The 24,753-nt window shown below is 74.7% G+C and carries 15 protein-coding genes; 10 read left to right on the top strand and 5 right to left on the bottom strand.

The window, feature by feature from the left end; genetic code table 11:
* Positions 1–23 precede the first annotated feature (23 nt).
* From AB0L34_RS12940 to AB0L34_RS12930, 3 genes are all read left to right on the top strand, one after another.
* Positions 24–5,495 carry a type I polyketide synthase gene (locus tag AB0L34_RS12940; RefSeq protein WP_363704506.1) on the top strand — a complete coding sequence of 1,824 codons (5,472 nt, stop codon included), beginning with the start codon at positions 24–26 and terminating at the stop codon, positions 5,493–5,495.
* Between the two features lie 84 nt (positions 5,496–5,579).
* Entirely contained in the window at positions 5,580–6,632 is a 1,053-nt protein-coding gene (locus AB0L34_RS12935; protein WP_363704504.1) for an ABC transporter ATP-binding protein, read from the top strand.
* Positions 6,629–7,450 carry an ABC transporter permease gene (locus tag AB0L34_RS12930; RefSeq protein WP_363704502.1) on the top strand — a complete coding sequence of 274 codons (822 nt, stop codon included), beginning with the start codon at positions 6,629–6,631 and terminating at the stop codon, positions 7,448–7,450. Before AB0L34_RS12935 ends, AB0L34_RS12930 begins: the two co-directional genes overlap by 4 nt.
* Here the strand turns inward: AB0L34_RS12930 and AB0L34_RS12925 are convergent.
* The 3 genes from AB0L34_RS12925 to AB0L34_RS12915 all read right to left on the bottom strand — a co-directional run bounded on the left by AB0L34_RS12925 (position 7,428) and on the right by AB0L34_RS12915 (position 15,106).
* Positions 7,428–8,507, bottom strand: coding sequence for a hypothetical protein (locus tag AB0L34_RS12925; RefSeq protein ID WP_363704500.1), 1,080 nt, complete (start codon positions 8,505–8,507; stop codon positions 7,428–7,430). The genes AB0L34_RS12930 and AB0L34_RS12925 overlap by 23 nt on opposite strands.
* 387 nt (positions 8,508–8,894) lie before the next feature.
* Positions 8,895–11,711: an AAA family ATPase gene (locus AB0L34_RS12920; protein WP_363704498.1), complete on the bottom strand. Its 2,817-nt coding sequence runs from the start codon at positions 11,709–11,711 to the stop codon at positions 8,895–8,897.
* A 548-nt stretch (positions 11,712–12,259) separates the two neighbouring features.
* Positions 12,260–15,106 carry an AAA family ATPase gene (locus tag AB0L34_RS12915; protein ID WP_363704496.1) on the bottom strand — a complete coding sequence of 949 codons (2,847 nt, stop codon included), beginning with the start codon at positions 15,104–15,106 and terminating at the stop codon, positions 12,260–12,262.
* A gap of 1,444 nt (positions 15,107–16,550) precedes the next feature.
* Between AB0L34_RS12915 and AB0L34_RS12910 the strand changes: the two genes are divergently transcribed.
* Positions 16,551–17,933: an AMP-binding protein gene (locus tag AB0L34_RS12910; RefSeq protein ID WP_363704494.1), complete on the top strand. Its 1,383-nt coding sequence runs from the start codon at positions 16,551–16,553 to the stop codon at positions 17,931–17,933.
* A 125-nt stretch (positions 17,934–18,058) separates the two neighbouring features.
* On the opposite strand, the gene AB0L34_RS12905 is transcribed toward AB0L34_RS12910, so the two are convergent.
* Complete coding sequence (locus tag AB0L34_RS12905; RefSeq protein ID WP_363704492.1) at positions 18,059–18,520, bottom strand: cold shock domain-containing protein; 462 nt, start codon at positions 18,518–18,520, stop codon at positions 18,059–18,061.
* A gap of 168 nt (positions 18,521–18,688) precedes the next feature.
* On the opposite strand from AB0L34_RS12905, the gene AB0L34_RS12900 reads away from it, so the two are divergent.
* On the top strand, positions 18,689–19,348 hold the full coding sequence (locus tag AB0L34_RS12900) for a 4'-phosphopantetheinyl transferase superfamily protein (RefSeq protein ID WP_363704490.1): 660 nt from the start codon (positions 18,689–18,691) through the stop codon (positions 19,346–19,348).
* Positions 19,349–19,403: 55 nt separating this feature from the next.
* On the opposite strand, the gene AB0L34_RS12895 is transcribed toward AB0L34_RS12900, so the two are convergent.
* A complete protein-coding gene (locus tag AB0L34_RS12895; protein ID WP_363704488.1) occupies positions 19,404–20,813 on the bottom strand; it encodes an acyl-CoA synthetase in 1,410 nt (469 codons plus the stop codon).
* A 257-nt stretch (positions 20,814–21,070) separates the two neighbouring features.
* On the opposite strand from AB0L34_RS12895, the gene AB0L34_RS12890 reads away from it, so the two are divergent.
* From AB0L34_RS12890 to AB0L34_RS12870, 5 genes are all read left to right on the top strand, one after another.
* The gene (locus tag AB0L34_RS12890) at positions 21,071–21,775 is read left to right on the top strand and encodes an HAD-IA family hydrolase (RefSeq protein WP_363704486.1); all 705 of its coding nucleotides are present in this window, start codon (positions 21,071–21,073) and stop codon (positions 21,773–21,775) included.
* A 248-nt stretch (positions 21,776–22,023) separates the two neighbouring features.
* The gene (locus AB0L34_RS12885; protein WP_357463915.1) at positions 22,024–22,965 is read left to right on the top strand and encodes an ABC transporter ATP-binding protein; all 942 of its coding nucleotides are present in this window, start codon (positions 22,024–22,026) and stop codon (positions 22,963–22,965) included.
* Positions 22,962–23,699: an ABC transporter permease gene (locus AB0L34_RS12880; RefSeq protein ID WP_357463918.1), complete on the top strand. Its 738-nt coding sequence runs from the start codon at positions 22,962–22,964 to the stop codon at positions 23,697–23,699. Before AB0L34_RS12885 ends, AB0L34_RS12880 begins: the two co-directional genes overlap by 4 nt.
* 259 nt (positions 23,700–23,958) lie before the next feature.
* Entirely contained in the window at positions 23,959–24,204 is a 246-nt protein-coding gene (locus AB0L34_RS12875; protein ID WP_357463921.1) for a DUF5988 family protein, read from the top strand.
* Between the two features lie 20 nt (positions 24,205–24,224).
* Entirely contained in the window at positions 24,225–24,599 is a 375-nt protein-coding gene (locus tag AB0L34_RS12870; protein ID WP_363704483.1) for a VOC family protein, read from the top strand.
* Positions 24,600–24,753: the final 154 nt, after the last annotated feature.

The following is a 24,753-nucleotide window of genomic DNA, read 5'->3' as shown; positions in this document are numbered from 1 at the left end:
CGGCTGGCCGCAAGGAGCCCCCGATGAGCGTCTCACTGGACGAGGTCGTCAGCGCGCTGCGCGCGTCCCTGCTGGACAACCAGAAGCTCAAGCAGCAGAACCAGCAGCTCACCGCCGCGCTGAGCGAACCCGTCGCGATCATCGGGATGAGCTGCCGCTTTCCCGGCGGCGTCTCCTCGCCGGAGCAGCTGTGGGACCTGGTCGCGGCGGGCACCGACGCCATGTCGGCGTTCCCCGACGACCGGGGCTGGGACCTCGACGCGCTCTACGACACCGACCCGGACAGCCGGGGCACCTCGTACGTGCGGGAGGGCGGCTTCCTGCACGAGGCGGGCCACTTCGACCCGGCGTTCTTCGGCATCAGCCCCCGCGAGGCCCTCGCCATGGACCCCCAGCAGCGGCTGCTGCTGGAGTCGGCGTGGGAGGCGTTCGAGCGGGCCGGCATCGACCCGACGGCGCTGCGCGGGGCACCCACCGGCGTGTACGCGTCGATCAGCAGCCAGGGCGACTACGCGGCCCTGCTGACCGGCGTCGGCGGCGGCGTCGAGGGATACCTGGGCACGGGCAGCGCCGCAGCCGTGGCCAGCGGCCGGATCTCGTACGCCCTCGGCCTGGAGGGGCCGGCGGTCACCGTGGACACCGCCTGCTCGTCGTCGCTGGTCGCGCTGCACCTGGCCTGCCAGGCGCTGCGGCTGGGGGAGTGCACCCTCGCGCTGGCCGGCGGGGTGTCGGTGATGGCCACCCCCACCGTCTTCGTCGAGTTCTCCCGCCAGCGGGGGCTGTCCACGGACGGCCGGTGCAAGGCGTTCGCGGCCGCCGCCGACGGCACCGGCTGGTCCGAGGGCGTGGGCATGCTGCTGCTCGAACGGCTCTCCGACGCCCGCCGCAACGGCCACCGGGTGCTGGCCGTGGTACGCGGCAGCGCCGTCAACCAGGACGGGGCGAGCAGCGGCCTGACCGCGCCGAACGGCCCCTCCCAGCGCCGGGTCATCCGGGCGGCCCTGGCCAACGCCGGGCTGACCGCCGACCAGGTCGACGTGGTCGAGGCGCACGGCACCGGCACCACGCTCGGCGACCCGATCGAGGCGCAGGCGCTGCTGGCCACGTACGGGAAGCAGCGTCCCGCCGACCGTCCGCTGTGGCTCGGCTCGGTCAAGTCGAACATCGGCCACACCCAGGCCGCCGCCGGCGTCGCCGGGATCATCAAGATGGTCCTCGCCATGCGGCACGGCGTGCTGCCGCGCACCCTGCACGTCGACGAGCCCACCCCGCACGTCGACTGGTCGGCCGGCGCGGTCACCCTGCTCACCGAGCCCACGCCGTGGCCCGAGACCGGCCAGCCTCGCCGCGCCGGGATCTCCGCCTTCGGCGTCAGCGGCACCAACGCCCACACCATCATCGAGCAGGCCGCCCCCGAGGACGCCGCGACCGACCGGCCCGCCGGTCCGCCCCCGCCGCCGGCCCCGTGGATCGTCTCCGCCCGCTCCGCGCCGGCCCTCGCCGGGCAGGCCCGCCGGCTGCTGGACCACCTGGCCGTCCACCCCGACCTGTCCCCGGCCGACGTGGCGTACTCCCTGGCCACCACCCGGGCGGCGCTGCCGCACCGGGCCGCCGTGACCGGCGCCGACCGCGCCGACCTGCTGGCCGGCCTGCGCGCGGTCGCCGAGGACCGCCCCGCGCCCGGGGTGGTGCGCGGCGTGGCCCGTCCCGCGGGCAAGCTCGCCTTCCTCTTCACCGGCCAGGGCGCCCAGCGTCCCGGCATGGGCGCCGAACTGCACCGCCGGTTCCCCGCCTTCGCCGCTGCCTTCGACGAGGTCGCCGCCGAACTCGACCGGCACCTGAGCCGCCCGCTGCGCGAGGTGGTGTTCGCCGCCCCCGGTTCGCCCGAGGCGGCGCTGCTGGACCACACCGAGTTCACCCAGCCGGCGCTGTTCGCGTACGAGGTGGCCGCGTACCGGCTCGTCACCGCGTGGGGGCTGCGCCCGCACCACCTGCTCGGCCACTCGGTCGGCGAGCTGGCCGCCGCGCACGTCGCCGGGGTGCTGTCGCTGGCCGACGCGGCGGCCCTGGTCGCCGCCCGGGGCCGGCTCATGCAGGCGCTGCCCGAGGGCGGGGCGATGCTCGCCGTACGGGCGACCGAGGCCGAGGTCGCCCCGCTGCTCGACGAGCGGGTGTCCCTGGCCGCCGTGAACGGCCCCGCGTCCGTGGTGCTCTCCGGCGACGTCGACGCCGTGCTCGCCGCCGGCGAACGGCTCGCCGCCCAGGGCCGGCAGACCCGCCGGTTGCAGGTCAGCCACGCCTTCCACTCCGCACGCATGGAGGCCGTGCTGGCCGACTTCCGGGTGGTCGCCGAGAAGGTCACCTGGCACCCGCCGACCCTGCCGGTGGTCTCCGACCGCACCGGCGCCCTGCTCACCGCCGCACAGGCCACCGACCCCGGGTACTGGGTTGACCACGTGCGGGACACCGTGCGCTTCCGCGACGGGATCGTCACGCTCGCCGCCGCCGGGACCGGGACGTTCCTGGAGCTGGGCCCGGACGCCGCGCTCACCGCGCTGGGCCGGGAGTGCCTGCCCGACCTGGACGCCGCCGCCTTCGTGCCGGTGAGCCGCCGGGACCAGGCCGAGGCGGCCGGCCTGCTCGCCGCGCTCGCCGCCGTGGACCTGCGCGGGGCCGGGGTCGACTGGGCGGCCCTGTTCGCCGGCACCGACGCAGCCCGGGTCGAGCTGCCCACCTACGCCTTCCACCACGAGCGGTACTGGCCCGACCCCATGGAACTCGGCCTCGGCGCCCGGCGGGCGCAGGCCGCCGTGGACGGGAAGTTCTGGGCCGCCGTCGAGGAGGACCAGCCGGCCGCGCTCGCCGCCGTCCTCGGCCTCGACGCCGACCGGCGGGACGCGCTGACCGAGCTACTGCCCGCCCTCGCCGCGTACCGGGGGCGGCAGCGCCGGCGGTCCGAGCTGGACGGCCTGCGGTACCGCACCGGCTGGGTGCGCCTCGACCCGCCGACCGGTGGTACCCCGCCGACCGGCCCCTGCCTGGTGGTCGCCCGCGCCGGGGACCCGGCCGGGCCGGTGCTGGCCGCGCTCCGAGCCGAGGGCCTGTCGCCGGTACTCGTCACCGTGGGTGACGACCCGGGGGACCTCGCCCTGCCCGCCGGGGACGCCCCGTCGGTGGTGGTCTCGCTGCTCGCGGCAGGGGATCCGGACGGCCTCGTCGGGACCGGCCCGCTGGCCGGCACGGCCGCGCTGGTCCGGGCCCTCGCCGACGTGGGCGGCGTCCGGGTGTGGTGCGTGACCCGGGGGGCGGTCGCCGTGGACGGCGACGATCCCGCGCCGGCCGTCGCCGGGGCGTACGTGTGGGGCCTGGGTCGGGTGCTCGCGCTGGAACAGCCGCGGCTGTGGGGCGGGCTGGTGGACCTGCCGGCCGCCCCCGACGACGGGGCTTTCGCCGAGCTGGCCCGCCTCGTCGCCGCCGGCGGCGCGGAGGACCAGGTGGCGGTCCGCGCCGCCGGGGTGTACGCACGGCGGCTGGAACGCGCTCCGACCGGCCCGGCCGCCGGAGACGAGGACTGGCGGCCCCGGGGCGCGGTGCTGGTCCACGGCGCGGCGGGGGTACGGCAGGCGCACGTGCTGCGCTGGCTGGCCGACCGCGGCGCGACCCACCTCGTCCTCGCCGGCGCGGCGGCGTCCACCGCGCCGGCCGGTGTCCACGTCACGGCGGTCGTCGACCCGACCGCGCTGTCGCCGGAGCTGGACCGGCTCGCCGCCGCCGGGACGCCGGTGCGGACCGTCATCCACGTCGCCGACTCCGGCGGGGCCGGCGAGCCGGTCACCGCACTCGACCCGACCGGGCTGGCCGCCGCCGTCGCTGTCGGCACCGCCGCCGTGGCACTGCTCGACGCCGCCGTCGCCGACCGGCCGGTCGACGAGTTCGTCGTCTTCTGCTCCACCGCCGCCACCTGGGGCAGCGGCGGGGCCGCCGTCGCCGCCGCCACCGGCGCCGGCCTGGAGGCGCTGGCCGCCCGCCGCCGGTCCGCCGGCCGGCCGGCCACGGTCCTGGCCTGGGTGCCGTGGGCCGACGAGGTCGCCGAGCCGGGGCAGCTGCGCCGCCGGGGCGTCCGGCCGCTCTCCGCCGAGCTGGCCCTGGCCGCTCTGCAGCAGGCCGTCGGGCGCGGCGACGATTTGCTGGCCGTGGCGGACGTCGACTGGCCCGTGTTCGTGCCGGCGTTCACCGCGGTGCGCCGCAGCCCGCTGCTGCGCGGCGTGCCGGAGGCCGCCGCCGTCGTCGGCGCGGACGGGCCGGCCGGCGGCGCCGTCGTCGACCCGGCGGGGGCGCTGCGCGACCGGCTGACCGCCGCCTCCGTCGCCGACCGGCACCGGATCCTGCTGGACCTGGTCCGGGCACAGGTGGCCACGGTGCTCGGGCACGCCTCGCCCGGGGCGATCGAGGCCGACCGAGACTTCCTGGAGCTGGGCTTCGACTCGCTGACGGCGTTGGAGCTGCGGGACGCGCTGCGCCAGGAGACGGGGGCGGAGCTGTCCGCCACCCTGCTGTTCGACCACCCCAGCCCGACGGCGTTGGCCCGTCACCTGCTCGGCCAGATCCTCGGCGCCGACGCGGCCGGCGAAGCCCCGGCCGGCGAGGGCGCGGGCACCCCGGAGGGCGCGGGCGGGATCCTCGGCGGGCTGTTCCGCCAGCCGAAGGCGCGCGCCGACGCCGCCGGGTACGCCGAGCTGCTGGTCAAGCTGGCCCAGTTCCGGCCCAGCTTCACCGAGCCGGCGCAGCTCACCCGCCCGGCCGGGATCCTCCGGCTGGCCGAGGGTGGCGCGGGCGCCCCGCTGGTCTGCTGCTGCACGATGTCGCTGCTGTCCGGGGCGCACGAGTACGCCCGGATCGCCGCCGGCTTCCGCGGCCTGCGGGACGTCTGGGCGCTGCCCAACCCCGGCTTCGGAGTGGGCGAGGAGCTGCCCGCCGACCTGGACGCGCTGCTGCGGGTGCACGCCGACACCGTGCTGCGGACCGTCGGCGGCGGCCCGTACGTGCTGGCCGGCCACTCCGGCGGCGCGATGGTGGCCAACGTGCTGGCCCGCGAGCTGGAACGCCAGGGCCGGCCGCCGGCCGCGGTGGTGCTGATGGACACCTACCCGGCGAACAGCGAGGTGCTCGGCGGTTGGACGTCGCAGCTGCTCGACGGGATGGTCGAGCGGGACAGCGCGTACACCCCGATGGACGACTACCGGGCCACGGCCTGGGCCGGGTACCTGCCGCTGTTCCTCGACTGGCAGCCCGCCCCGATGGCGTCGGCGACCCTGCTGGTCCGGGCCGGCGAACCGCTGGGGGAGTGGAGCGGGGAGCCCGACGGCTGGCGGTCGGTGTGGCCGTACCCGCACGAGGCGGTGGACGCGGCCGGCGACCACTTCACGATGGTCGGCGAGCGGGGTCCGGAGCTGGCGGCCGGCGTGCAGGAGTGGCTGTCCGGGCGAGGCCTCTAGGAGCGCCCCCGGGCAGCCCCTAACACCCCCTAACCCGACTATCGACATCTGTCGTAGCGGTGACCAGAACGGGAGCATGGCGACGTGGACGAGGCAGTGGTGGTCGAGGAGCTGGTCAAGCAGTACCAGCCCAACATGCCGGCGGCGGTGGACGGGCTGAGCTTCACCGTCGCCGCGGGCGAGGTCTTCGGTCTGCTCGGGCCGAACGGCGCGGGCAAGACCACGACGATCGGTGTGCTGACGACGCGGGTGCGGGCCACCTCCGGGCGGGCGACCGTCTGCGGGGCGGACGTCGCGCGCGCGCCGGCCGTGGCCCGGCAGTTGCTGGCGGTCGTGCCGCAGCGGGTGAACCTGGACCGGGCGCTGACCGTCCGGCAGAACCTGTTGTTCCACGCCGCGTACCACCGGGTGCCCCGGGCGCAGCGGGCCAGGCGCGCCGACGAACTGCTGGAGCAGATGGGGCTCAAGGAGTTCGCCAACGCCCGCACGGACTTCCTCTCCGGGGGCCTCGCGCAGCGCACCATGATCGCCCGGGCGCTCATGCACTCGCCCCGTGTGCTGTTCCTCGACGAGCCGTCCAGCGGCCTCGACCCGCAGTCCCGGCTCTTCGTGCACGACCGGGTCGCCGAGCTGAAGCGGGCCGGCGTCACCGTCGTGGTGACCACCCACGACATGGACGAGGCGGAGAAGCTCTGCGACCGGGTCGGCATCGTCGACCACGGCAAGCTGCTCACGCTGGACACCCCCGCCGCGCTGACCCGTACCCTGCCCGGCAGCAGCACGCTGACTCTCGTGGTGGCCGCCGGTGCCCCCGCCGAGGAGGTGCGGGCCGCGCTCGGCGCCATCCCCGACGTGGAGCGGGTGGAGCACTTCAAGGCGAGCCCGGGAGCCGCCGCCGCGGCGCCGACGTTCCCCGGCATGCCGCCGATGCCGATGCCCGCGCCGGCGCCCGAGGCGCCCGCCGACCCCGACGGCACGCTCTCCTTCCGGGTCTACACCGGCACCCAGCCGGCCAACGCCATCCCGATGGCGCTGAAGATCCTCGCCGACCTGGGTTGCGAGGTCCGCGACCTCAACATCGGCCAGCCCAGCCTGGAAGACGTCTTCATCCACCTGACCGGAAGGGAACTTCGGTGAGCGTCACCGCCCCCGCCACCCCGTCCGCGCCGTCGCCGGTGCGCGCGATGGACCAGTTCGCCACGTTCCGCGCGGTGCTCTCGCGGGACCTGTTCGTCACCGGCCGGGAGCTGGTGGGCTTCCTGCTCCAGGTCTTCATCCAGCCGCTGTTCATGCTGCTGATCTTCGGCAAGGTGCTCGGCGACCTGGGGTACGCCAGCGACGACTTCACCAACGTGCTGCTGCCCGGCGTGATCGCGCTGAACGCCTTCCTGATCGGGCTGGAGAACACCGCGCTGCCGATGGTGATGGACTTCTCCTTCACCCGGGAGATCGAGGACCGTCTCCTGTCGCCCATGGCGATCCCGCTGGTGGCCCTGGAGAAGATCGTCTTCGGCGGCATCCGCGGGTTGATCGCCGGCGTGGTGCTGATCCCGGTCGGCATGCTCATGCTCGACGTCACCTGGCCCTGGGCGGTGGTGTTCAAGGTGATCGGGGTGCTGGCGGTCGGCGCGCTGGTGGGCGCGGCGGTGGGCCTGACCTTCGGCACCCTGGTCCCGACGCAGCACATCCAGATCATGTTCACCGTGGTGATGACCCCGCTGATGTTCACCGGCGCGACCCAGTTCCCGCTGCTCGGCCTGGACTCGCTGCGCTGGTACCAGGTGATCTGTTCGCTCAACCCGCTCACCTACGTCAGCGAGGCCACCCGGTCGTTGGTCGGCCCGTCCGGGGTGGAGTCGGTGCCGCTCTGGCTCGACATGCTCGTTCTCGCCGGGGTGTTCGTGGTGTTCACGGCGATCGGCATCCGCGGTTTCATGCGCCGGGCGATGGACTGACCGGCACGAGACGGGGTGACGCCGCCGCGCGCAGCGCCTCCTCGCCTGGCGAGCAGGCGCTGCGCAGATCGGCCAGGACCGCCGGGTCGAGCCTCGTGGCGCTCCCGGCACGGGACAGGTCGAGGCGGCGGCACGCCTCGTCCAACCAGCTCTGCTCGGCCTCCACGCCGATGAACTCCGCCAGCATGGTCAGCTGTGGCACCGGATCGGCCAGCAGTGTTTCGTAGCGCAGTGACATCCGCGACCCGGGCGGAACGTGCGACAGACTTTCCACCCCTTGCTGGATCAGTGACGACCACAGCCGACCGAATTCCGGCAACGGAAGGTCGGTGCCCATGATGAAATCCGGGTCCAGTTGCCCCATGAACATCTTGGCGAAATCCGGGGGCAGTAGTCGGAGTTGCCGCGGTGGCAGCGGAATGTATTCGCCGTTGAATTCCTTGGGGGGTGCGCCGGCGAGCCGCGCGGCCTCGATGGCGAGCATGATCATGCGGAATCCGGCGTGCCGACTCATCGACAACGCGCAGTCCGGCCCGTCGCGGTACATGTGGATGAATCGTGCTTCCGGAAATGTCGCCCGAAGCTGGCCCACCAGCGGCAGTGAGAGACCGGAGCGTTCCACGGTCACCGACCGGCCGAATCGGTCGCGCATCCACGCGAACAGGTGCCGGTAGTGCTCGACCACCGGCCGGCGCGGCCAGCGCCGCACCTCCCCGGCCAGTTCGTCGTGCAGCGCGTCGGGGTCGTTCGTCAACATCGGCAGGGTCATGTGGCAGATCGCCGGTACGCCGGTCTGCGGGCGGAAGCGGCCGGAGTCGTAGGGGTAGAGATGCTCCGGGACACGCAGCCCGCTGCCCACCATTCCGTCCAGGTTCGGGTCGGGTTTTGCCAGCAGTTGCCAGAACTGGAGTCCGTTGATCGGCCGCGGCGGGAACGCGCGAAGCCGGACCGTGGCGAAGAATTCACTGAGGCTCGATATCGCGGGATGGGTGTGCAGGATCGTTGACAGGAGTGTGGATCCGCAACGTCCGGTCCCGACGATGAAGGTTAGCGTCATTGCCGCCCCGCTTCCCGCGCAGCCGGTTGGACGACCGACCGACTCCATTCATTGAAGCTCGCCGTCGGACTTGAACCTACCGACGGCGAGGAGCTAAGTCCAGAGGCGAGGTGAGCCTTCCCGCATTAGTCTGGCCTGGCCAAACCTGGTATCTGTTCGACGAGCGTAAATGAAATCCTTTCGGATGCGGGGCCGTGGGGGGCCGCCGGGGGGGGGGGGGGGGGGTGCGGAGCGCGGAGGTACAGGGTGGTTTTTTTGTGTTTAACGGCGCAGCCCCCGGGGGGGGGGGGGGGGCGGCCCCCACGGCAGGGAGCATGACGGTGGTGACGTTGTCCAGGAACGGCGACAGGGCGGGGCGGCACGTCGTGGCCCGTCCCGCCCGCACCGTCAGGACGCCTCGACCCGCGCGTCCTCGGGCAGCGGATCGGCGTGCGCCACGAGCCGGGCCGGCAGGTCCGTGCGCCGCTTCACGTCGAGCTTGCGGTACACCCTCGTCAGATGCTGCTCGACCGTGCTCACCGTGATGAACAGCTTGCTGGAGATCTGGCGGTTGGTGTGGCCCTGGGCGGCCAGCGCGGCCACCCGGCGCTCGGCCTCGCTCAGCCCGTCGTCCGGCTCCTGCGTCTCGGCGCCGGCCGGGTACGCCGGCAGCACCTCGCCCGGCTCCCGCCGGATGAGTCGCTGGGCCAGCACCGACGCCCCGCAGTCCTGGGCCAGTTGGTACGCCCGGCGGACCAGCAGCCGGGCCCGCGCCGAGTCACCCGCCCGCTGCAACGTCTGGCCGGTGTCGCCGAGCGCCCGCACCAACTCCAGCCGGTCGCCGCACGCCTGCAACAGGTTGACCGCCTCGGAGAGCAGCTTCCGCCGATGGTCCGGGGCGGCGGTGGTGGCGAGCAGCCGCAGCGTCCGACCCCGCGTCCGGTCGTCGACCCCGTGCGGCACCCGCAGCTGCTCCTGGAGGAGCTGCGTGGCCTGCGCCTTGTTGCCGACGCTGAGCTGCACCCGGGCCAGCTCCAGCCGCCACGGCACCAGCCCGGCCGCGTCGATGCCCCAGGTGCGCATCAGCTCGCCGCACCGCCGCAGGTCGGTGATCGCGGCGTGGGGCCGCCGTGCGGCCAGGTGGTGCCGGGCACGGGCGGCCAGGTAGTGCAGGCCCAGCGGGGTGCGGAACACGCCGGGCGGAACCGGGTGGGCGAGCCACCGGTCGGCCTCGGACAACCGGGCCGCCTCGGTCGCGCAGGCGACCAGCGTGGCCAGCGGGCCCGCGACCGCCACGCCCCACGCCGGGGCGGGGATGTCCTCCAGCGCCGTGCGGGCGTGGTGCTCGGCGCCGGGCAGGTCACCGACGCGCAGCGCCGCCTCGGCCCGGACCGCCCGGATGACGGCCCGCCACACCGGGGCGTGCCGGGCGGCCGGCCGGCCGAGCAGGACGTCCCCCCAGGCCGCGGCCCGGTCGGACCGGCCGGCCCACAGCAGCGCCAGCAGGGGAGCGGTCAGCATGCCCAGCGAGCCGTCGTCCGTGTGGTGGCGCTGGAGGAGCTGCTCGGCGGTCGCCACGGTGTCGTTCTCGGCCGTCGGCGTCAGCGCGGTGTGCAGCACCGTCACCGCCTGCAGCAGCGGGCTGATCGTGGTCGGCGCGCTCGCCGCCCGGGCCCACGCGCTCGGGGTCTCCCGCACCGTGGCCAGGTGGTCGGGGTGGGACAGGGCGACCAGCAGCTGCATCATCCGCAGTCGCGCGGCCACGCCGCCCGGGCCGTGTTCATCCTCGGTGGAGAAGCCGCTGACGGCCTCGGCGGCCTCCTCCACGCGACCCTGCCAGAGCAGGTAGGGCACGGCGGACAGGCCGACGTCGCTGGACCGCCCGGCGGCCCGCGCCGTCTCCACCAGCTCGCCGAGCTGCCCGTTCACGGCCAGCGGGTTGACCTGCCAGCGGGCGCTCACCAGCATCTCGGTGGTGGCGGCCCGCTGCCGCTCGTCGACGCACACGCGGGAGACCAGGCGCAGGCAGGCGGCGGCCACGTCGGGGCGGCCCGAGGCCAGGGCGTGTCCGGCGGCGTCCTGCAGCACCGGCACCACCCACGGCGCGTCCGCCCAGCCGGCGGCCACCAGATGCTCGGCGACCACGCTCGGCTCGGCGCCGTGGTCGTGCAGCACCTCGGCGGCCCGCTGGTGCAGGCCGCGCCGCTCGTCGGACGACATGTCGCCGAGGATCGAGTGCAGGATGCGTGGGTGGCGCAACTGGTCGGCCTCCATCAGGCCGGAGGTGCGCAGCACCCGCACCGCCGGGACCGCGGACTCGGGTGCCACGTCGAGGAGGTGACCGAGCAGCTCGGTCGGGGCGGGCCGGTCGAGCACCGCCAGTGCCTGCGCCACCCGGCGTACCCCGGGCTCGTGCCGGTAGAGGCAGCCGAGCACGGCCTGGTCGAACGCGTCGCCGACGGCCGGGCCGGCGCCGTCGCCCGTCCCGCCGCTGGCCCGCTCCTCGAGCAGCGCCCGGGTGAGCAGCGGGTTGCCGCCGGTCATGCCCAGGCAGCGTTCCGCCGTCTCCCGGGCGTCGGCGGCCTCGGGGTCGCCTCCGACGAGCCGGGCGACGGCGTCCACGGTCAGCGGCGGCAGGGTGATCCGGGCGAAGTGCGGCTGGCTGAGCAACTCGGCCCGGAACAGCGGGTGCGGCGGGCGCAGCGTCGACGCCTCGGCGAGCACGACCATGATCCGGGCGTGGCGCAGCCGGCGGGTCACGTAGAGAAGGCAGTGCAACGAGGCCGGGTCCGCGTGGTGCACGTCGTCGACGACGAGGACCAGAGGCCCGGTGCCGGTCAGGTCGAGCAGGGTGGCGAAGAGGCCGTGCAGCAGGGGAGCCCAGGCCCGGTCGCCCGCGGCGGCCTCACCGCCGGGCTCGGGCAGGGACGTGGCGAAGGTGGCGTCGCCCATCAGCTTCTCGACCCGGGCCGCCGCGTCGGGCGCGAGCCGTGCACTGTGGAGCAATTGCCCGATCACTCCCAGGTGGAGCCCGCGCTCCGCCCGTGAGCCCGCAGCGCTCATCACCTGCCCGCCGTTGGCGGCCGCCCACTCGCCGAACGCCTCCAGCAGACTGGTCTTGCCGCTTCCCACCGCGCCGGTGACCAGCGCGACGTGACCTCGCTGCTGCTCCTCGCACGCGCGGAATGCCCGCCGGAGGCGGGTCGTCTGCTCCTCCTGCTGCACCAACACCAGCGTGTCAGCCCTTCTCGTACGCGGTGCGGCGCCGGAACCCCGGCGCTGCCCGACACCGCCCCCTTGCCGGACAGCCGCCCCTCCACCGCGCCCATCGGGGGTAGGGGTGGAGCGCACCGGGCCGCCGTGCCGGGTGGACCTGGAAATTCACTGCCGAACCATGCCGATCACCGGACGGTCCGTGTGCCCAGGCGAGTCTGGCACCGGGGTGGTTGTGCGACAACGGGCGCGGGACCCCATCGTTTCGCGCGCAAACGTGCGGATCTTGTCCGTCGATAGGGGTTGCGCGATGCGCCGCAAGGGGTGTCGAGTTTGGCCGGACGGCCCGAGATGACGACACCGTGAACGACGGGTTTCCGCGGTACGCCTCGACGTTGCCATACCTGGTTCCCGCGCGCATGCCCGACGGACGGAGTGTGACCCGACGAACAGCCGCCCCCGGGTTGGTGGGCGGCTGTTCGTCGGCCGGACCGTGTCGGCGGAAGTCGGTCGGTCCGGGACGGCGCGGGCGGACGGCGCCGGTGGACGGCGGGTGACGGTCAGCGGAACCGTGGTCCGGGGGGACGGCCCCCCGGTTCGCCCAGGCCGGGCGACGGCGGGTGCAGCGGGGTCGCGCCGGGCCGGTGCAGCCGCAGCCGGGCGGCCAGTTCGTTGCGCGAGTTGACGTTCAGCTTCCGGTAGATCCGGGTCAGCCGCTGTTCGATGGCGCTGACCGTCAGGAAGAGTTTCTCGGCGATCTCGCGGTTGGTGTGGCCCTGGGCGGCCAGGGTGGCCACCTGGGACTCCGCGTCGTTGAGCCCGTCGACCACCACCGCCGTGCCCGCGGGGCCTTCGGCCGAACCGGAGCCGGCGGTGGCCGTGCTGGCCCGCAGCAGCGGGATGCCGCACTCCTCGGCGAGGACCCGGGCCGCCCGGGCCGCGGCGCGGGCCTCCCGCCGGTCGCCGGCCTGCTGGTAGGCGTGGCCGAGGTCGGTCAGGTTGTGCGCCAGCTCCACCCGGTCGCCGCACTGCCGCAGCAGCCGGGCGGCGCTGCGCAGGTGGGTGATCCGGTCCGGCCCGTCCTCCGCGGCGGCCAGCACCCGCAGTGCGGCGGCCCGGCAGCGCAGCTGGACGGGTCGCAGCCGGGCCAGCTCCTCCCGGACCAGCTTCCCGGCCTGCTGGCGGCGGCCCATCCGGAGCAGCGCCCGGGCGGACTCCGTCCGCCACGGGACCAGACCCGAGTGGTCCAGCCGCCACGAGGTCATCAACTGCCCGCAGAGCTGGAAGTCGGCCAGCGCGTCCTCGGGGCTTCCCGCGGCGAGAGCGTGCGTCCCGCGGGCGTGCAGGTAGTGCAGCCCGATCGGGGTCTTGAACATCGCCGGCGGGACCGGCACCTGGAGGCAGGCGGCCGCCGCGTCGAGCTCGTGCATGAAGGTGAGGGCCCGTAGGCGGACGGCGAGCGGCATCCCGATCGCCACCCCCCAACCCTTCGGCGAGAGCTGGCCCAGCGCCTCGTCCGCGAGCCGCTCCGCGCGGGGCAGGTCGCCGAGCCGGCCGCTGACGGACGCCCGGAGGACCGCGAGGGTCGCCGATGGCGAGGGGTGGCGTCGGGCGGCCGGATTGCGCCCCAGCCGGTCGCACCAGTCGCCGGCCAGGTCCAGCCGGTCGGCGTAGATCATGGCGATGATGGCGCAGACGCTGGTCCACATGCTCGACTCGTCGTCCAGCCCGCCGGTGGACAGGGCCCGCTCGGCGTCGTCGACCACCGTGGCGTCACCGCGTTCGAGCGCGGCGGACAGCAGGGAGGCTCCCTCGAGCCCGCGCCTGACCTTGGCCATGGTGAACGGGTCCCGGGCGGCGGTGGTGGGCTTGGGCCGGTCGACCGTGACCCCGGGATAGAGGGTGGACATCCAGCCGGTGGTGACGAGCAGCTCGGCCGCGGACCGCGGATCCGCGCTGTCGGCCCGGTCGTTCAGGTGCTGGACGAGTTCGACGGCCTTGTCGACCTCACCGTGCCAGAGCAGGTACTGGATCGGCCCCGCCGCCTGCTCGCTGCCCAGGTGCCCGGCGCGGACGGCGGTGGCGACGCCGATCAGGTGGGGGACCGCCGCCTGCGGGTCGAGCTGCCACTCGGCGCGGGCCAGCGCGGAGCGGATCCGCGCCCGCAGGCAGTCGCCGACGGCGTTCCGGTTCGCCCGGCGCAGATACCGCAGGGCGGTCTCCACCTCGCCGTCGACCAACGCCTGCTCGCCGGCGTCCAGCAGGCTGTGCGCCATCCAGGGCTCGGTCAGCTCGTCGAGCTTGGCCAGGTGCGGCGCGATCCGTGCCTGCGGCGCGCCCTCGTCGTGCAGCAGGCAGGCCGCCTCCAGGTGCAGCCGGGCGCGTTCCTCGGCGGTCATCCCGTCGAGCACCGCCTGACCCACCGCCGGATGCCGCAGCCCCGCCTCGGTGACCAGCCCGGCGCTGGTCGAGCCGTCGACGGCGCCCAGCGCGGACCGCGACCGGGCGCCGACGAGCTGGGGCACCAGGTTGCCGTGCAGGGAGTCGCCGGTCACGGCGAGCACCCGGGCGGCCTCGAGGACCGGATGGTCGCAGCGGTACAGGCAGCTCAGCACGGCTTCCCGGAACGATTCGCCGGCGACGGGGTGGTCCGCGGACCGGGGCGCGGCGGCCTGGTCGTCGGCGAGCGCGTGCACCAGCAGTGGGCTGCCGCCACTGATCCGGTGACTCTCCTCGGCGATGGTTCGGGCGACCGGGACGTCGAGGCGGTGGGCGAGCACCTGGAACGTCCCCTCGACGGTGAGCAGCGGGAGCCGGATGCGGTGCAGCCGCGCGGGTTGCAGCAGCTCGGCGTAGACCTCGGGGCGCCACGGCCTGGTGCGCGGCGCCTCGGTCAGCAGGACCAGCACGGGCAGGCCGGCGATCCGCCGGGCCATGTAGTCGAGGCACCGCAGCGACGCCACGTCGGCGTGGTGGACGTCGTCGACCGCGACGACGAGCGGGCCCCGGGCGGTCAGCTCGAGCAGGGCCCCGCCGATCGCGGCGGTGCTGCGGGCCGTGTCCTCGTCGTCGGTGCCGTCGACGTCGGCCCAGGCGAGGGAGCCCGCGTCCAGCAGCCGCCCGACGCGGGCCCGGTCGTCGGGTTCCAACGACGCGGCCCGGACGAGTTGGCGGACGACCTCCAGCGGGACGGTGCGTTCGGCGCGGGACGCGCTCGCGCCGAGGACGCGCGCCCCGGCCTCGCCGGCGCGCCGGGCGAAGGCCTGCAACAGCGCGGTCTTGCCGGAGCCGACCGGGCCGGTCAGCACGGTCACCGTCCGGCCGGTGGGGGTGCCGCCGGTGGCGATCAGGTCCGCGAGCCGGCGTTCCAGCAGGTCGAGCTGGCACGACCGCTCGGTCAGCTCCATCGACGCGGCCTCCGGAGGAGCGGGCGGCCCGCGGTCACCGGACACGCCAGCTGCCCTGCGCGGCCCTGGAGCTCGACGAAATCGGAGACCGGCAATTCTCGACCCATTCCAGTTTTGGTTATATAGATCGCCGTCGAGGAGTGGCGGGCAGCCATCGACCGACTTGACCGACTGGTGGCTCCGAGTCGCAGCCCGCCAGCGCCGGTGATAATTCCCCAGCTCCTCTCGGCCGGTCTCCCCCTATCGACCGCCGTGATGGTGGGAGTATGGCAGTTCGGCAATTGGGCGGCAAGCCGAGGTTTGTAAAGGATAGGCAAACATCGGTTCGGGTGTCCTTGCCGTCGACATCACGCGTCGGGCGCGGGATTCACAACAGAAAGTCGCCGCCTGATCCCGTAACGTGACCAGGTGTTGCGCCAGTCGTCCAGGTCGCATTTCCTGGCGATGTCGGCCATTGGTTGTCGCGCCTTCCCGTGCTAGGCGTGCGTGAGTCGCCCGCGGGGCCGCGAGCGAGGTCCGTCCCCGCCCGGCCCGGCCGGCCGTGTCGTCATGCCACTCGGGAGCTGCCCGGTCGGCCGCCGGAGGGGTGGGCGGAGCCTCGCGCCCGTCGGATGGGGGCAGTTCAGCCCGGTCGGCCCGGTGGTGGCGGCCGGTTGGGGCGAGCGTCGGCCCCGCCCGGCCGGTCCTCACGAGCGACGTGCGACGCCCCGCGCTCGGGGTCCTGGTCGCGTCGCCGGTCGGTGGCCGGCCCGCCCGTCCCGGTCCGGTTTCCGGGAGGTGCCGGCTGCCTGGTGGGCCGGCGGGAAATTGTGAGAGATCCTCTGTTTGCTCCCGAGGTAATGCGTCCCCCACGCCGATGGCGGTGGTCGCGTCGGCCGGGTGGGAGGGCCTGCGTCACGGCATCGTGCCGGGCATGCCCGATTCGGACCTTTGGGAACATTAAGCGATTATGTTGTTAAAAATGAATTATGCGACCGGTGGTCGTCGGGAGCGGGTGCCGCCGTCGGCGCCGGGCCTGTTTAAAATTGAAGGAAACTGGCTCTTTGGAATTGAAGGAGATTGCCCCCGCGGAACTGATTTTCGTCGTTTCGCGCGGTGGTCGTCCGACAATTCCGCCGTCGATGGGGCTCCATTGTTGACCGCTCCTGGCGGACGGTATTCTCTCCACAGTGTCGCGTGGGCGCCAGAAGGGTCCTGCCGGCCGTCGCCAAAGGCGGGGCCACATCGCGTCCGACCTGGCCCGCCGTCGTCGGCAGGGGACCTGGCCGGGTGGCTAGGGGTTGTGCCGGACCATTGCGCAGCCTAATTTCGGGACACCCGCGTCGATGGCGGGATGGCCGGATATGGGGCTGCTCGAACCCCATGACGTGAAGGGTCCTGTGGCCGTCGTGATGTCCCAGTTGCTGCCGCGACTCGTGCACGTCCCTGGCAGGGGATAACGGGGATGACGCTGCTGCCGGCGCTGCGGGGATCGGGCGCGGACCGGGCCGATGCGGTCAGGGTGGCCGGCGGCACGCTCTCCAGTGAGGCCCTGCTCGGCTGCGTCACCGCGGTCGCCGACCGGATCAGGGACGCCGGCGTGGTCGCGGTCGACGCCACGCCGACCCTGGAGACGGTCGTGGGCATGCTCGGCGCCGTCCACGCGGGCGTTCCGCTCGTGCCACTGCCGCCCGGCGCCGAGCAGCACGAGCGGAACCGCATCCTGCGGCAGTCCGGGACGACGGTGGTCCTCGGAGCGCGCCAGCCCGGCGGCGACCGGCTGCCCACGGTTCCCGTCGACCTGCGCCAGCGCTCCTCGACGCACCATCCCGAGCCCGAGCCGGGCGCCGACGCGGTCATCCTCTACACCGGAGGAGCCGCTGGGCCGTCGCGCGGGGTGCGCATCTCGCGTCGCGCCATCGCCGCCGACCTCGACCTGCTGGCCGACGCCTGGCGCTGGAGCGGGGAGGACGTCGTGGTCCAGGGCGCGCCGCTGTTCCGGGCGTACGGCCTGGTCGTCGGCCTGCTCGGCGCGCTGCGGGCCGGCAGCCGCTTCGTCCACCTCGACCGGAACGCCTGCGCGGGGCCGACCGGCACCATGTACCTGGCGCTGCCCACACAGTGGGCGAGGATCGCGCGGAACGGCCCGCTGGCCCGGTCGCTGGCCACGGCGCGGATCCTGATCTCCGCGGACGCCCCGCTGGCCACCGCCGTGGCCGAGCGACTCCGGCTGCTCACCTCGCACGCACCGGTCCAGGCGTACGGCACGACCGAGACCCTCGTCGCGATGACCGGTCGGGCCGGCGACCCACCGGTCGACGGAGCCGTCGGCACCCCCCTGCCGGGCGTCGAGACCCGGGTGCTGGACCACGAGGACCGGCCCGTGCCGGCCGACGGCGAAGCGGTGGGCGAGCTGAGCGTCCGCGGGCCGACGCTGTTCAGCGGCTACGTCGACGGCGGCGGACGGGACGCGGCTGGTCCCTGGCACGCCACCGGTGACCTGGCAACCGTGGCCGCCGACGGGTCACACCGGATCATCGGACGCCGAGGGCTCGACGTGGTGCACAGCCGCGGCCGGCGGGTGCACGCCGGCCAGGTCGAGGAGGCGTTGATGAACCACCCCGGCGTCCGGGACGCCGCCGTCGTCGGCACGCCGCACCCCACGCTCGGCGAACAGGTCACGGCCTACGTCGTCGCCACCGAGAACCTGACCGCGCAGGTGCTGATCGACCACGTCGGGCGGCACCTCTCGGCCGCCCAACGCCCCCGCCGGGTGCACTTCGTCGACGAGTTGCCCCGCACCGCGCTCGGTCGGATCAGGAAGTCCCTGCTGGTCGCCGCCGGCTGAACCGGCCGGTCGGCACCATGCCCGGCCGGGGCGCGGCAGGCTGGTCCGCGCCGGCTCCTCGTGCAGACGCTCGCCGTGCGGCTGGTCCGCGCCGTGCCGGTGGTTCCGCGACGAGGCGGGCGGCGTCAGCCCTCCACCCAGCCGTGCCGTCGGGCCAGGGCCAGCATCCGGGCACGCACCGCCACGATCTGCGCCCCGGTCAGGTCCGGCACGGAGGTCACCAGCGCCTCCGTGGTCTCCGCGGAGAACGCCCGCTCGGAGAGCACGTCGCACAGGCCGTCCTCGTCGTCCGCGCCGCCCGCGACCTGCCCGCTCTCCCGACCCCGCCCGCCGGCAACCGGCACGCCGGCCCGGGCCGTCCCGGCCCGCTCCCCTGCCGCTGCCGCGCCGACCACCCGCACCAGCACGGCCTTGGGGCCGCGGTCGGTTTCCACCGCGTCATACTCCACCGGGACGCCGGGCGTCAACGACCACTTGTCACCGTCCAGCATGTTCGCGTGCACGAACACGTCGTCGCTGCCGTCGTCCGGGGCGATGAACCCGTAGCCCCGCACCTCGTCGAACCGCACCACCTTGCCAGTGAGCATCGCTTTCCCGCATCCATCCGACCGATCCGCTGTCCCACCCGTGGGTCGGGGCACCCCCCAGACTGGCAGCCGCCCGCGCGGCCCGGCACCCGTACCCGACCCCTATGGTGCACCCTACGGCCGGCGTCGGGGCGGTGCCGGCCGCCGCAGCGCCTAGCATCGGCGACCGTGATCGAGCAGATCCTGCCCTCCACCGTGGCGGTGGCCGAGTCGTTCGCCGACCCCGCCGGCCTGACCCTGTTCCCCGAGGAGGAGGCGCTGGTCGCCGCGTCGGTGGAGAAGCGCCGCCGGGAGTTCACCACCGTGCGGCACTGCGCCCGCCGGGCTCTCGGCGAGCTGGGCTTCCCCCCGGTGCCGATCCTGTCCGGCGTACGGGGCGCCCCGGTCTGGCCGGACGGCGTGGTCGGCAGCATGACGCACTGCGAGGGCTACCGGGCGGCCGTCCTCGGGCGTACGGCGGCCTTCGCCACCCTCGGGGTGGACGCCGAGCCGCACGCGCCGCTGCCCGACGGGGTGCTCGACGCGATCGCCCTGCCGGCCGAGCGGGCCCGCACCGCGGCGCTCACCGCCGCCGACCCGTCGGTCTGCTGGGACCGCCTGCTGTTCAGCGCGAAGGAGTCGGTCTACAAGGCGTGGTTTCCGCTCACCGGCCGGTGGCTGGACTTCGCCGAGGCGGACATCGTGCTCGATCCGGCCGGGACGTTCACCGCCCACCTGCTGGTGCCCGGCCCGGTGCTCGGCGGGGTGCCGGTGGCCGCCTTCGCCGGCCGGTTCCTGGTCGGCCGGGGCCTGGTGGTCACCGCGATCAGCATCCCGGCGGCCGTCTGACCCGCTCGCCCCCACCAGGGTCGCCGACCGACCGACCGACCGGCCGACCGACCGGTCAGTCCGCCAGCAGCCGGTTCTTCTGCACCTTCCCGAGGGCGTTGCGGGGCAGCGCGTCGACCAGGCGCACCTCGCGCGGCCGCTTGTGCGCGGACAGGTGCCGGGCCACGAAGTCCACCAGCTCCGGCCCGTCCACCCCGTCGCCCACCACGTACGCGGTGACCTGCTGGCCGAGGTCCGGGTGCGGGATCCCCACCACGGCGGCCTCCCGGACTCCCGGGTGCGCCAGCAGGGCGTCCTCCACCTCGCCGGCGCCGATCCGGTAGCCGCCGCTCTTGATCAGGTCGGTGGACGCCCGGCCGACGATCCGGTGCCAGCCGTCGGGGTCGACGGTGGCGACGTCGCCCGTGCGGAACCAGCCGTCCGGGGTGCGGCTCGCCGCGTCGGCGTCCGGACGGTTCAGGTACCCGTCGAAGAGGGTGGGGCCGCTGACCTGGAGTTCGCCCATCGCCGCCCCGTCGGCCGGCAGCGTGGCGCCCTGCTCGTCGACCAGCCGCGTCCGCACTCCGGGCAGCGGCAGCCCGACGGTGCCCGACCGACGCGGGCCGTCCGCCCGGGCGCTCACCGTGATCAGGGTTTCGGTCATCCCGTACCGCTCGACGACCCGGTGGCCGGTGAGCGCGGCGAGGTCCGCGAAGACCGCCGCCGGCAGCGCCGCGCTGCCCGAGACGAGCAGCCGCGCCGGGCGCAGGGCCCGCGCCGCGTCGGGGTCGGCGGCGACCCGGGACCACACCGTGGGTACGCCGAAGTACATCGAGCCCCCGGCGGCCGCGTACCGCTCCGGACGCGGCCGGCCGACGTGGTGCAGCCGGCTGCCCAGCCGCAGCGGCCCGAGCACACCGAGCACCAGCCCGTGCACGTGGAACAGCGGCAGGCCGTGCACCAGCAGGTCGTCCGGCGTCCAGGCCCAGGCGTCGGCCAGGCCGTCAAGGCACGCGGCCACCGCGCGGCGGGAGATCACCGCGCCCTTCGGCGCGCCGGTGGTGCCGCTGGTGTAGAGGATCAGCGCGGTGCGGGCCGGGTCCGGCTCCGGGTGCGTGGTGTCCGAGCGCCGGGTCAGGTCGATCGGGACGACGGCCCGGCCCGCGCCGTCGGCCGGGCGCTCCGCGCCGGCCGGGACGAGCAGCGCCGTCGACCCCGAGTCGCGCAGGATGTGGTCCCGTTCCATCGGTCCGGCGTCCGGCGGCACCGGCACGACCGCCGCCCCGGCGGTCAGCGCGCCGACCACCCCGACCACCGTCTCCAGGGTCGCGGTCGCCTCGATCGCCACCCGGTCGACGCCGCGCAGCTCGTCCGCGACCGCCGCGGCCAGGCGGCGCAGCTCCACCCCGGACACCGCCCGGCCGTCGACGCGGATCGCGTCCGGACGCTCGTCGGTGCCTTCCGAGAGCCAGCTCAGCAGCGGCATGGTGCGACCCTTCTCCAGCGGCTCGGGCCCGGCGTCGGATCGGCCGGGCCGTGACCCGGGTCGGAGCAGCCGGGCGTGACCCGGTGCCGGACCGGGGGTCCGGGACGCCGGTAGGGTCGGCGGTGCGCCGGTGGTTCCGGGCGGGTGCGTACGCCCGGCCGGCAGGCCCGGGACGACGATCCCGACCGTAGTCGGGGCGTCCCCCGGCCTGCCACCCCTACCGGCCGGCGAGGTCGGACGGGCGGGAGGTGGCGTCGGTGGCCGGGGAGACGACGGAACGGGTGCCGGTGCCCGCGAGCGTCCGGGCCGTGGTGCTCGACCTCGACGGGGTGCTGGTCGACAGCCTCGCCGTGGCCAGGGAGGCGTTCGCCCTCGCGTACGGCGAGGTGGTCGGCGACGGCGTCGCCCCGGTCGAGGAGTACTGCCGCCACCCGGGCCGGTACCTGCCGGACGTGCTGGAGCTGATGGGCCTGCCGGCGGCGCTGGCCGAGCCGTTCGTCCGGGAGAGCAACCGCCTCGCGCACCGGGTCACCCCCGTCGACGGGGTGACGGAGCTGCTCGGCACGCTGCGGCGGCGGGGGATCGGCCTGGCCGTGGCGACCGGCCGCAGCGGCGTACGGGCCCGGGACCTGCTCGGCCGACTCGACCTGTTGCCGCTCGTCGACCACGTGGTGGGCTCGGACGAGGTGCCCCGGCCCAAGCCCGCACCGGACATCGTGCGGCAGGCGCTGCGGCTGCTCGGGGCCCGGCCGGAGGAGGCGCTCATGGTCGGTGACGCACCGAGCGACCTGCTCAGCGCGCGGGCGGCCGGGGTGGTCGCGGTGGCCGCGCTGTGGGGCGAGTCCGACGAGGAGGCCCTGCGCGCCGCCGGCCCCGACGTCGTGCTGGCCCGGCTGGACGAGCTGCTGCCCCTCTGCCCGGCGCCCGGCCCACCCCACCGCGTCGACGGACACGCGCGGTAACCGGCCAACACCCCTGTCGCCGCGCCCGGCTCGCCGGTCGACACCCCTGTCCCCGGGTCGTATCCCGTTCGAAACCCCCGATTCGTCAACTGATCGATTGATTCGTACCTCCGTTGGACGGATGATGTCGGGCGTCGGCCGGCCTCGCGGGCGGGCCGGCGCTGGCACGTCACCGCAGCCGACGCCGCGATCAGCCGGGGGTCCCGCCCGCCCTGACGGCCGCCCGCACGTGAAGGAGGACCACGCCCATGCCGGTCATCGAAGTCGATCATCTGCAGAAACGGTACGGGGAGAAGGTCGCCGTCGCGGACGTCTCCTTCACCGTCGAGCAGGGCGAGATCTTCGGCGTGCTGGGCCCCAACGGGGCGGGCAAGACCACCACCGTCGAGTGCGTGCAGGGGCTGCGCCGGCCCGACGGCGGCACCATCCGGGTGCTCGGGCTCGACCCGATCCGCGACCGCGCCGAGGTGTGCCAGCGCGTCGGCGCCCAGCTCCAGGAGAGCCAGCTGCCCGACAAGGTGCGGGTGTGGGAGGCGCTGGACCTCTACCGGTCCTTCTACCGCAACCGGGCCGACATCGACGAGCTGCTGACCGGCCTCGGCCTGGCCGAGCAGCGCAACACCTACTTCCAGAAGCTCTCCGGCGGGCAGAAGCAGCGGCTGTCGGTGGCGTTGTCCCTGGTCGGGCGGCCCGAGGTCGCCATCCTCGACGAGCTGACCACGGGGCTCGACCCGCAGGGCCGCCGGGACACCTGGGACCTGGTCGAGCGGATCCGCGACCGGGGCGTCACGGTCGTGCTGGTCACCCACTTCATGGAGGAGGCGGAACGCCTCTGCGACCGGCTCGCGATCATCGACCAGGGGCGGGTGGTGGCGATCGACAGCCCCTCCGGTCTGCTCAACCGGGTGGGTACCGAGCACCGGGTGCACTTCCGGCCCGACGAGCCGGTCCAGGACGCGCTGCTGCTCGGGTTGCCCGACGTGACCGGGGTGTCCCGCGACGGCGCGGAGGTGACGGTGACCGGCACGGCGGACGTGCTCCAGTCGGTCCTGTCCGCGCTCAACGGGGCCGGCATCCGCTACACCGCGCTCCGGGTCGAGCAGCCCAGCCTCGACGACGCGTTCGTGTCCCTCACCGGCCGTGCCGGCCGGACCGCCACGCAGTCCCCGACCGACGGGAGGTCATCGTGAGCGCCCTGACCAAGCTGATCGCCGTCGAGACGAAGCTGTTCCTCCGGGAGCCGGTGTCGCTGTTCTTCGTCTTCGCCCTGCCGATCGGCCTGATGCTCGTCTTCGGGTTGCCGCAACGCGGCGGCACGGCCGCCGGCACCGGGCAGCACGCCGAGCAGACCTTCCTGCCGTCCCTGGCGCTGTCACTGACGATCGGTATGCTCGCGCTCTTCACCCTGCCGATGGCACTCGGCATCTACCGCGAGCGCCGGGTCCTGCGCCGCCTGGCGACCACCCCGGTGCAGCCCGCCCTCCTGCTGGTGGCCCAGGTCGTGGTCAACCTTGTGGCGGGCGTCCTCGGTGCGGTGATCACCTCGATCGCCGTACGGTTCCTGCTGGACCAGCCGGCGCCGGCCAACATCCCCGGCTTCGTGCTGGCGTTCCTGCTCGGGGTGGCCTGCCTCTTCGCCGTCGGGCTGCTGATCGCGGCGCTGGCGCCGTCCGCCCGGGCGGCGCAGTCGATCGGCCCCGCGCTGTTCTTCCCGCTGCTCTTCCTGGCCGGCGCCTGGCTGCCCCGGGACCGGATGCCGGCCGCCCTGGCCCTCATCGCCGACTACTCGCCGCTGGGCGCCACGGTGGACACCATCGGCGCGGCGTGGTCGGGTGCCAGCCCGCAGTGGGGGCAGTTGCTCGCCCTGGCCGTGACGGCCGTGCTCGGCTCCGTGCTGGCGACGCGCTTCTTCCGCTGGGAGTGAGTCGACCGGTGGCCGGCGCCCGGGCGCGCGGAAGCATCGTCGCTGCCCAGGGCGGGTCCTAGGGGTCCGCTAAGGGTGTTCGGGCGGATGTGACCTGGATTACGTTCGCTGCGGAACGGGCGGCCGGCCACCGGAACAACGACGTTCGACCGGAGCGTCCGTTCACCCCGGCAACGGGTGTCGTCAGACCTGTGTGGACGCGTCCGCCGGCCAGCGGCGGGCCCGTCCGAGGTGTGCGGAATGCGACGGAGGTCGTGCCATGAAGGACTTTTCGCAAGCTGATCCGGTCGCCCGGGACGTCGCCGGCGTCATCGATGCCGTCCTGGAGGGCGGCCCGGCCGATCTGCCGGCCGACCTGCGCAGTCACCGGGTGGCGCGGGCGGAGGAGAAGATCAAGGTCCGGCACTACGGAGGGTACGAGCACTTCGAGCGGGGCAACGCCCCGGAGACGGCCGAGGTGCCCGTGGTGTTCCGCTGGACCGGTCGGACCCGGATCGCCGAGTAGCGGAAGGGGGCACGAGTCTCATGAGGTCAGCGAACGACGGGCCGGGGCCCCACCTCTCGGTCAGCGACACGGCCGAGGTAGTCGCCTTCTACACGGACGTCCTCGACGCCGTCCAGCTCCAGCGGGAGTGCCTGCTCGACGGCCGCGTCCTGCACGCGGAACTGGCCGTCGACGGGCACCGGCTGACCGTCAGCGAGTGGGACGGGGCGGGGTCGCCAACCGGGGGCGGGGACGACGTGCTGACCATCGAGCGGACCGACCCCGAGGCGGTGCTGCGGCGGGCGCTCGCCGCCGGTGCCCGCGTCGAACCGCCGGCGGGTCCGGCGCACCAGCCGATCCTGCGCGATCCCGCCGGCCTGTGCTGGACCGTCGTCGGTCCGCGGCGGCCTGCGTAGGCGAACACCGCCGCCCGTCGGGCGACGTGACCAGAGGCGCGGGGGGGGGCCGGGCGCGGGCGCGGGGGGGGGTGGGGGGGGGCGGGGGGAGGCGTGACGCCGACAGGTGCGTGGCGAAACGCCAGGGGAAGTCGGACCGCGACCGTGGGGGCGG

This window comes from Micromonospora sp. NPDC052213 (assembly GCF_040679695.1).
Classification (GTDB): Bacteria; Actinomycetota; Actinomycetes; order Mycobacteriales; family Micromonosporaceae; genus Micromonospora.
This window is presented reverse-complemented; position numbering and strand designations above follow the sequence as displayed.

Coding starts and splice junctions, on each gene's coding strand:
- AB0L34_RS12940 (WP_363704506.1), top strand. CDS start 24: ATGAGCGTCTCACTGGACGAGGTCGTCAGCGCGCTGCGCGCGTCCCTG.
- AB0L34_RS12910 (WP_363704494.1), top strand. CDS start 16,551: ATGACGCTGCTGCCGGCGCTGCGGGGATCGGGCGCGGACCGGGCCGAT.
- AB0L34_RS12885 (WP_357463915.1), top strand. CDS start 22,024: ATGCCGGTCATCGAAGTCGATCATCTGCAGAAACGGTACGGGGAGAAG.
- AB0L34_RS12905 (WP_363704492.1), bottom strand. CDS start 18,520: ATGCTCACTGGCAAGGTGGTGCGGTTCGACGAGGTGCGGGGCTACGGG.
- AB0L34_RS12925 (WP_363704500.1), bottom strand. CDS start 8,507: ATGACGCTAACCTTCATCGTCGGGACCGGACGTTGCGGATCCACACTC.
- AB0L34_RS12895 (WP_363704488.1), bottom strand. CDS start 20,813: ATGCCGCTGCTGAGCTGGCTCTCGGAAGGCACCGACGAGCGTCCGGAC.
- AB0L34_RS12875 (WP_357463921.1), top strand. CDS start 23,959: ATGAAGGACTTTTCGCAAGCTGATCCGGTCGCCCGGGACGTCGCCGGC.
- AB0L34_RS12870 (WP_363704483.1), top strand. CDS start 24,225: ATGAGGTCAGCGAACGACGGGCCGGGGCCCCACCTCTCGGTCAGCGAC.
- AB0L34_RS12915 (WP_363704496.1), bottom strand. CDS start 15,106: ATGGAGCTGACCGAGCGGTCGTGCCAGCTCGACCTGCTGGAACGCCGG.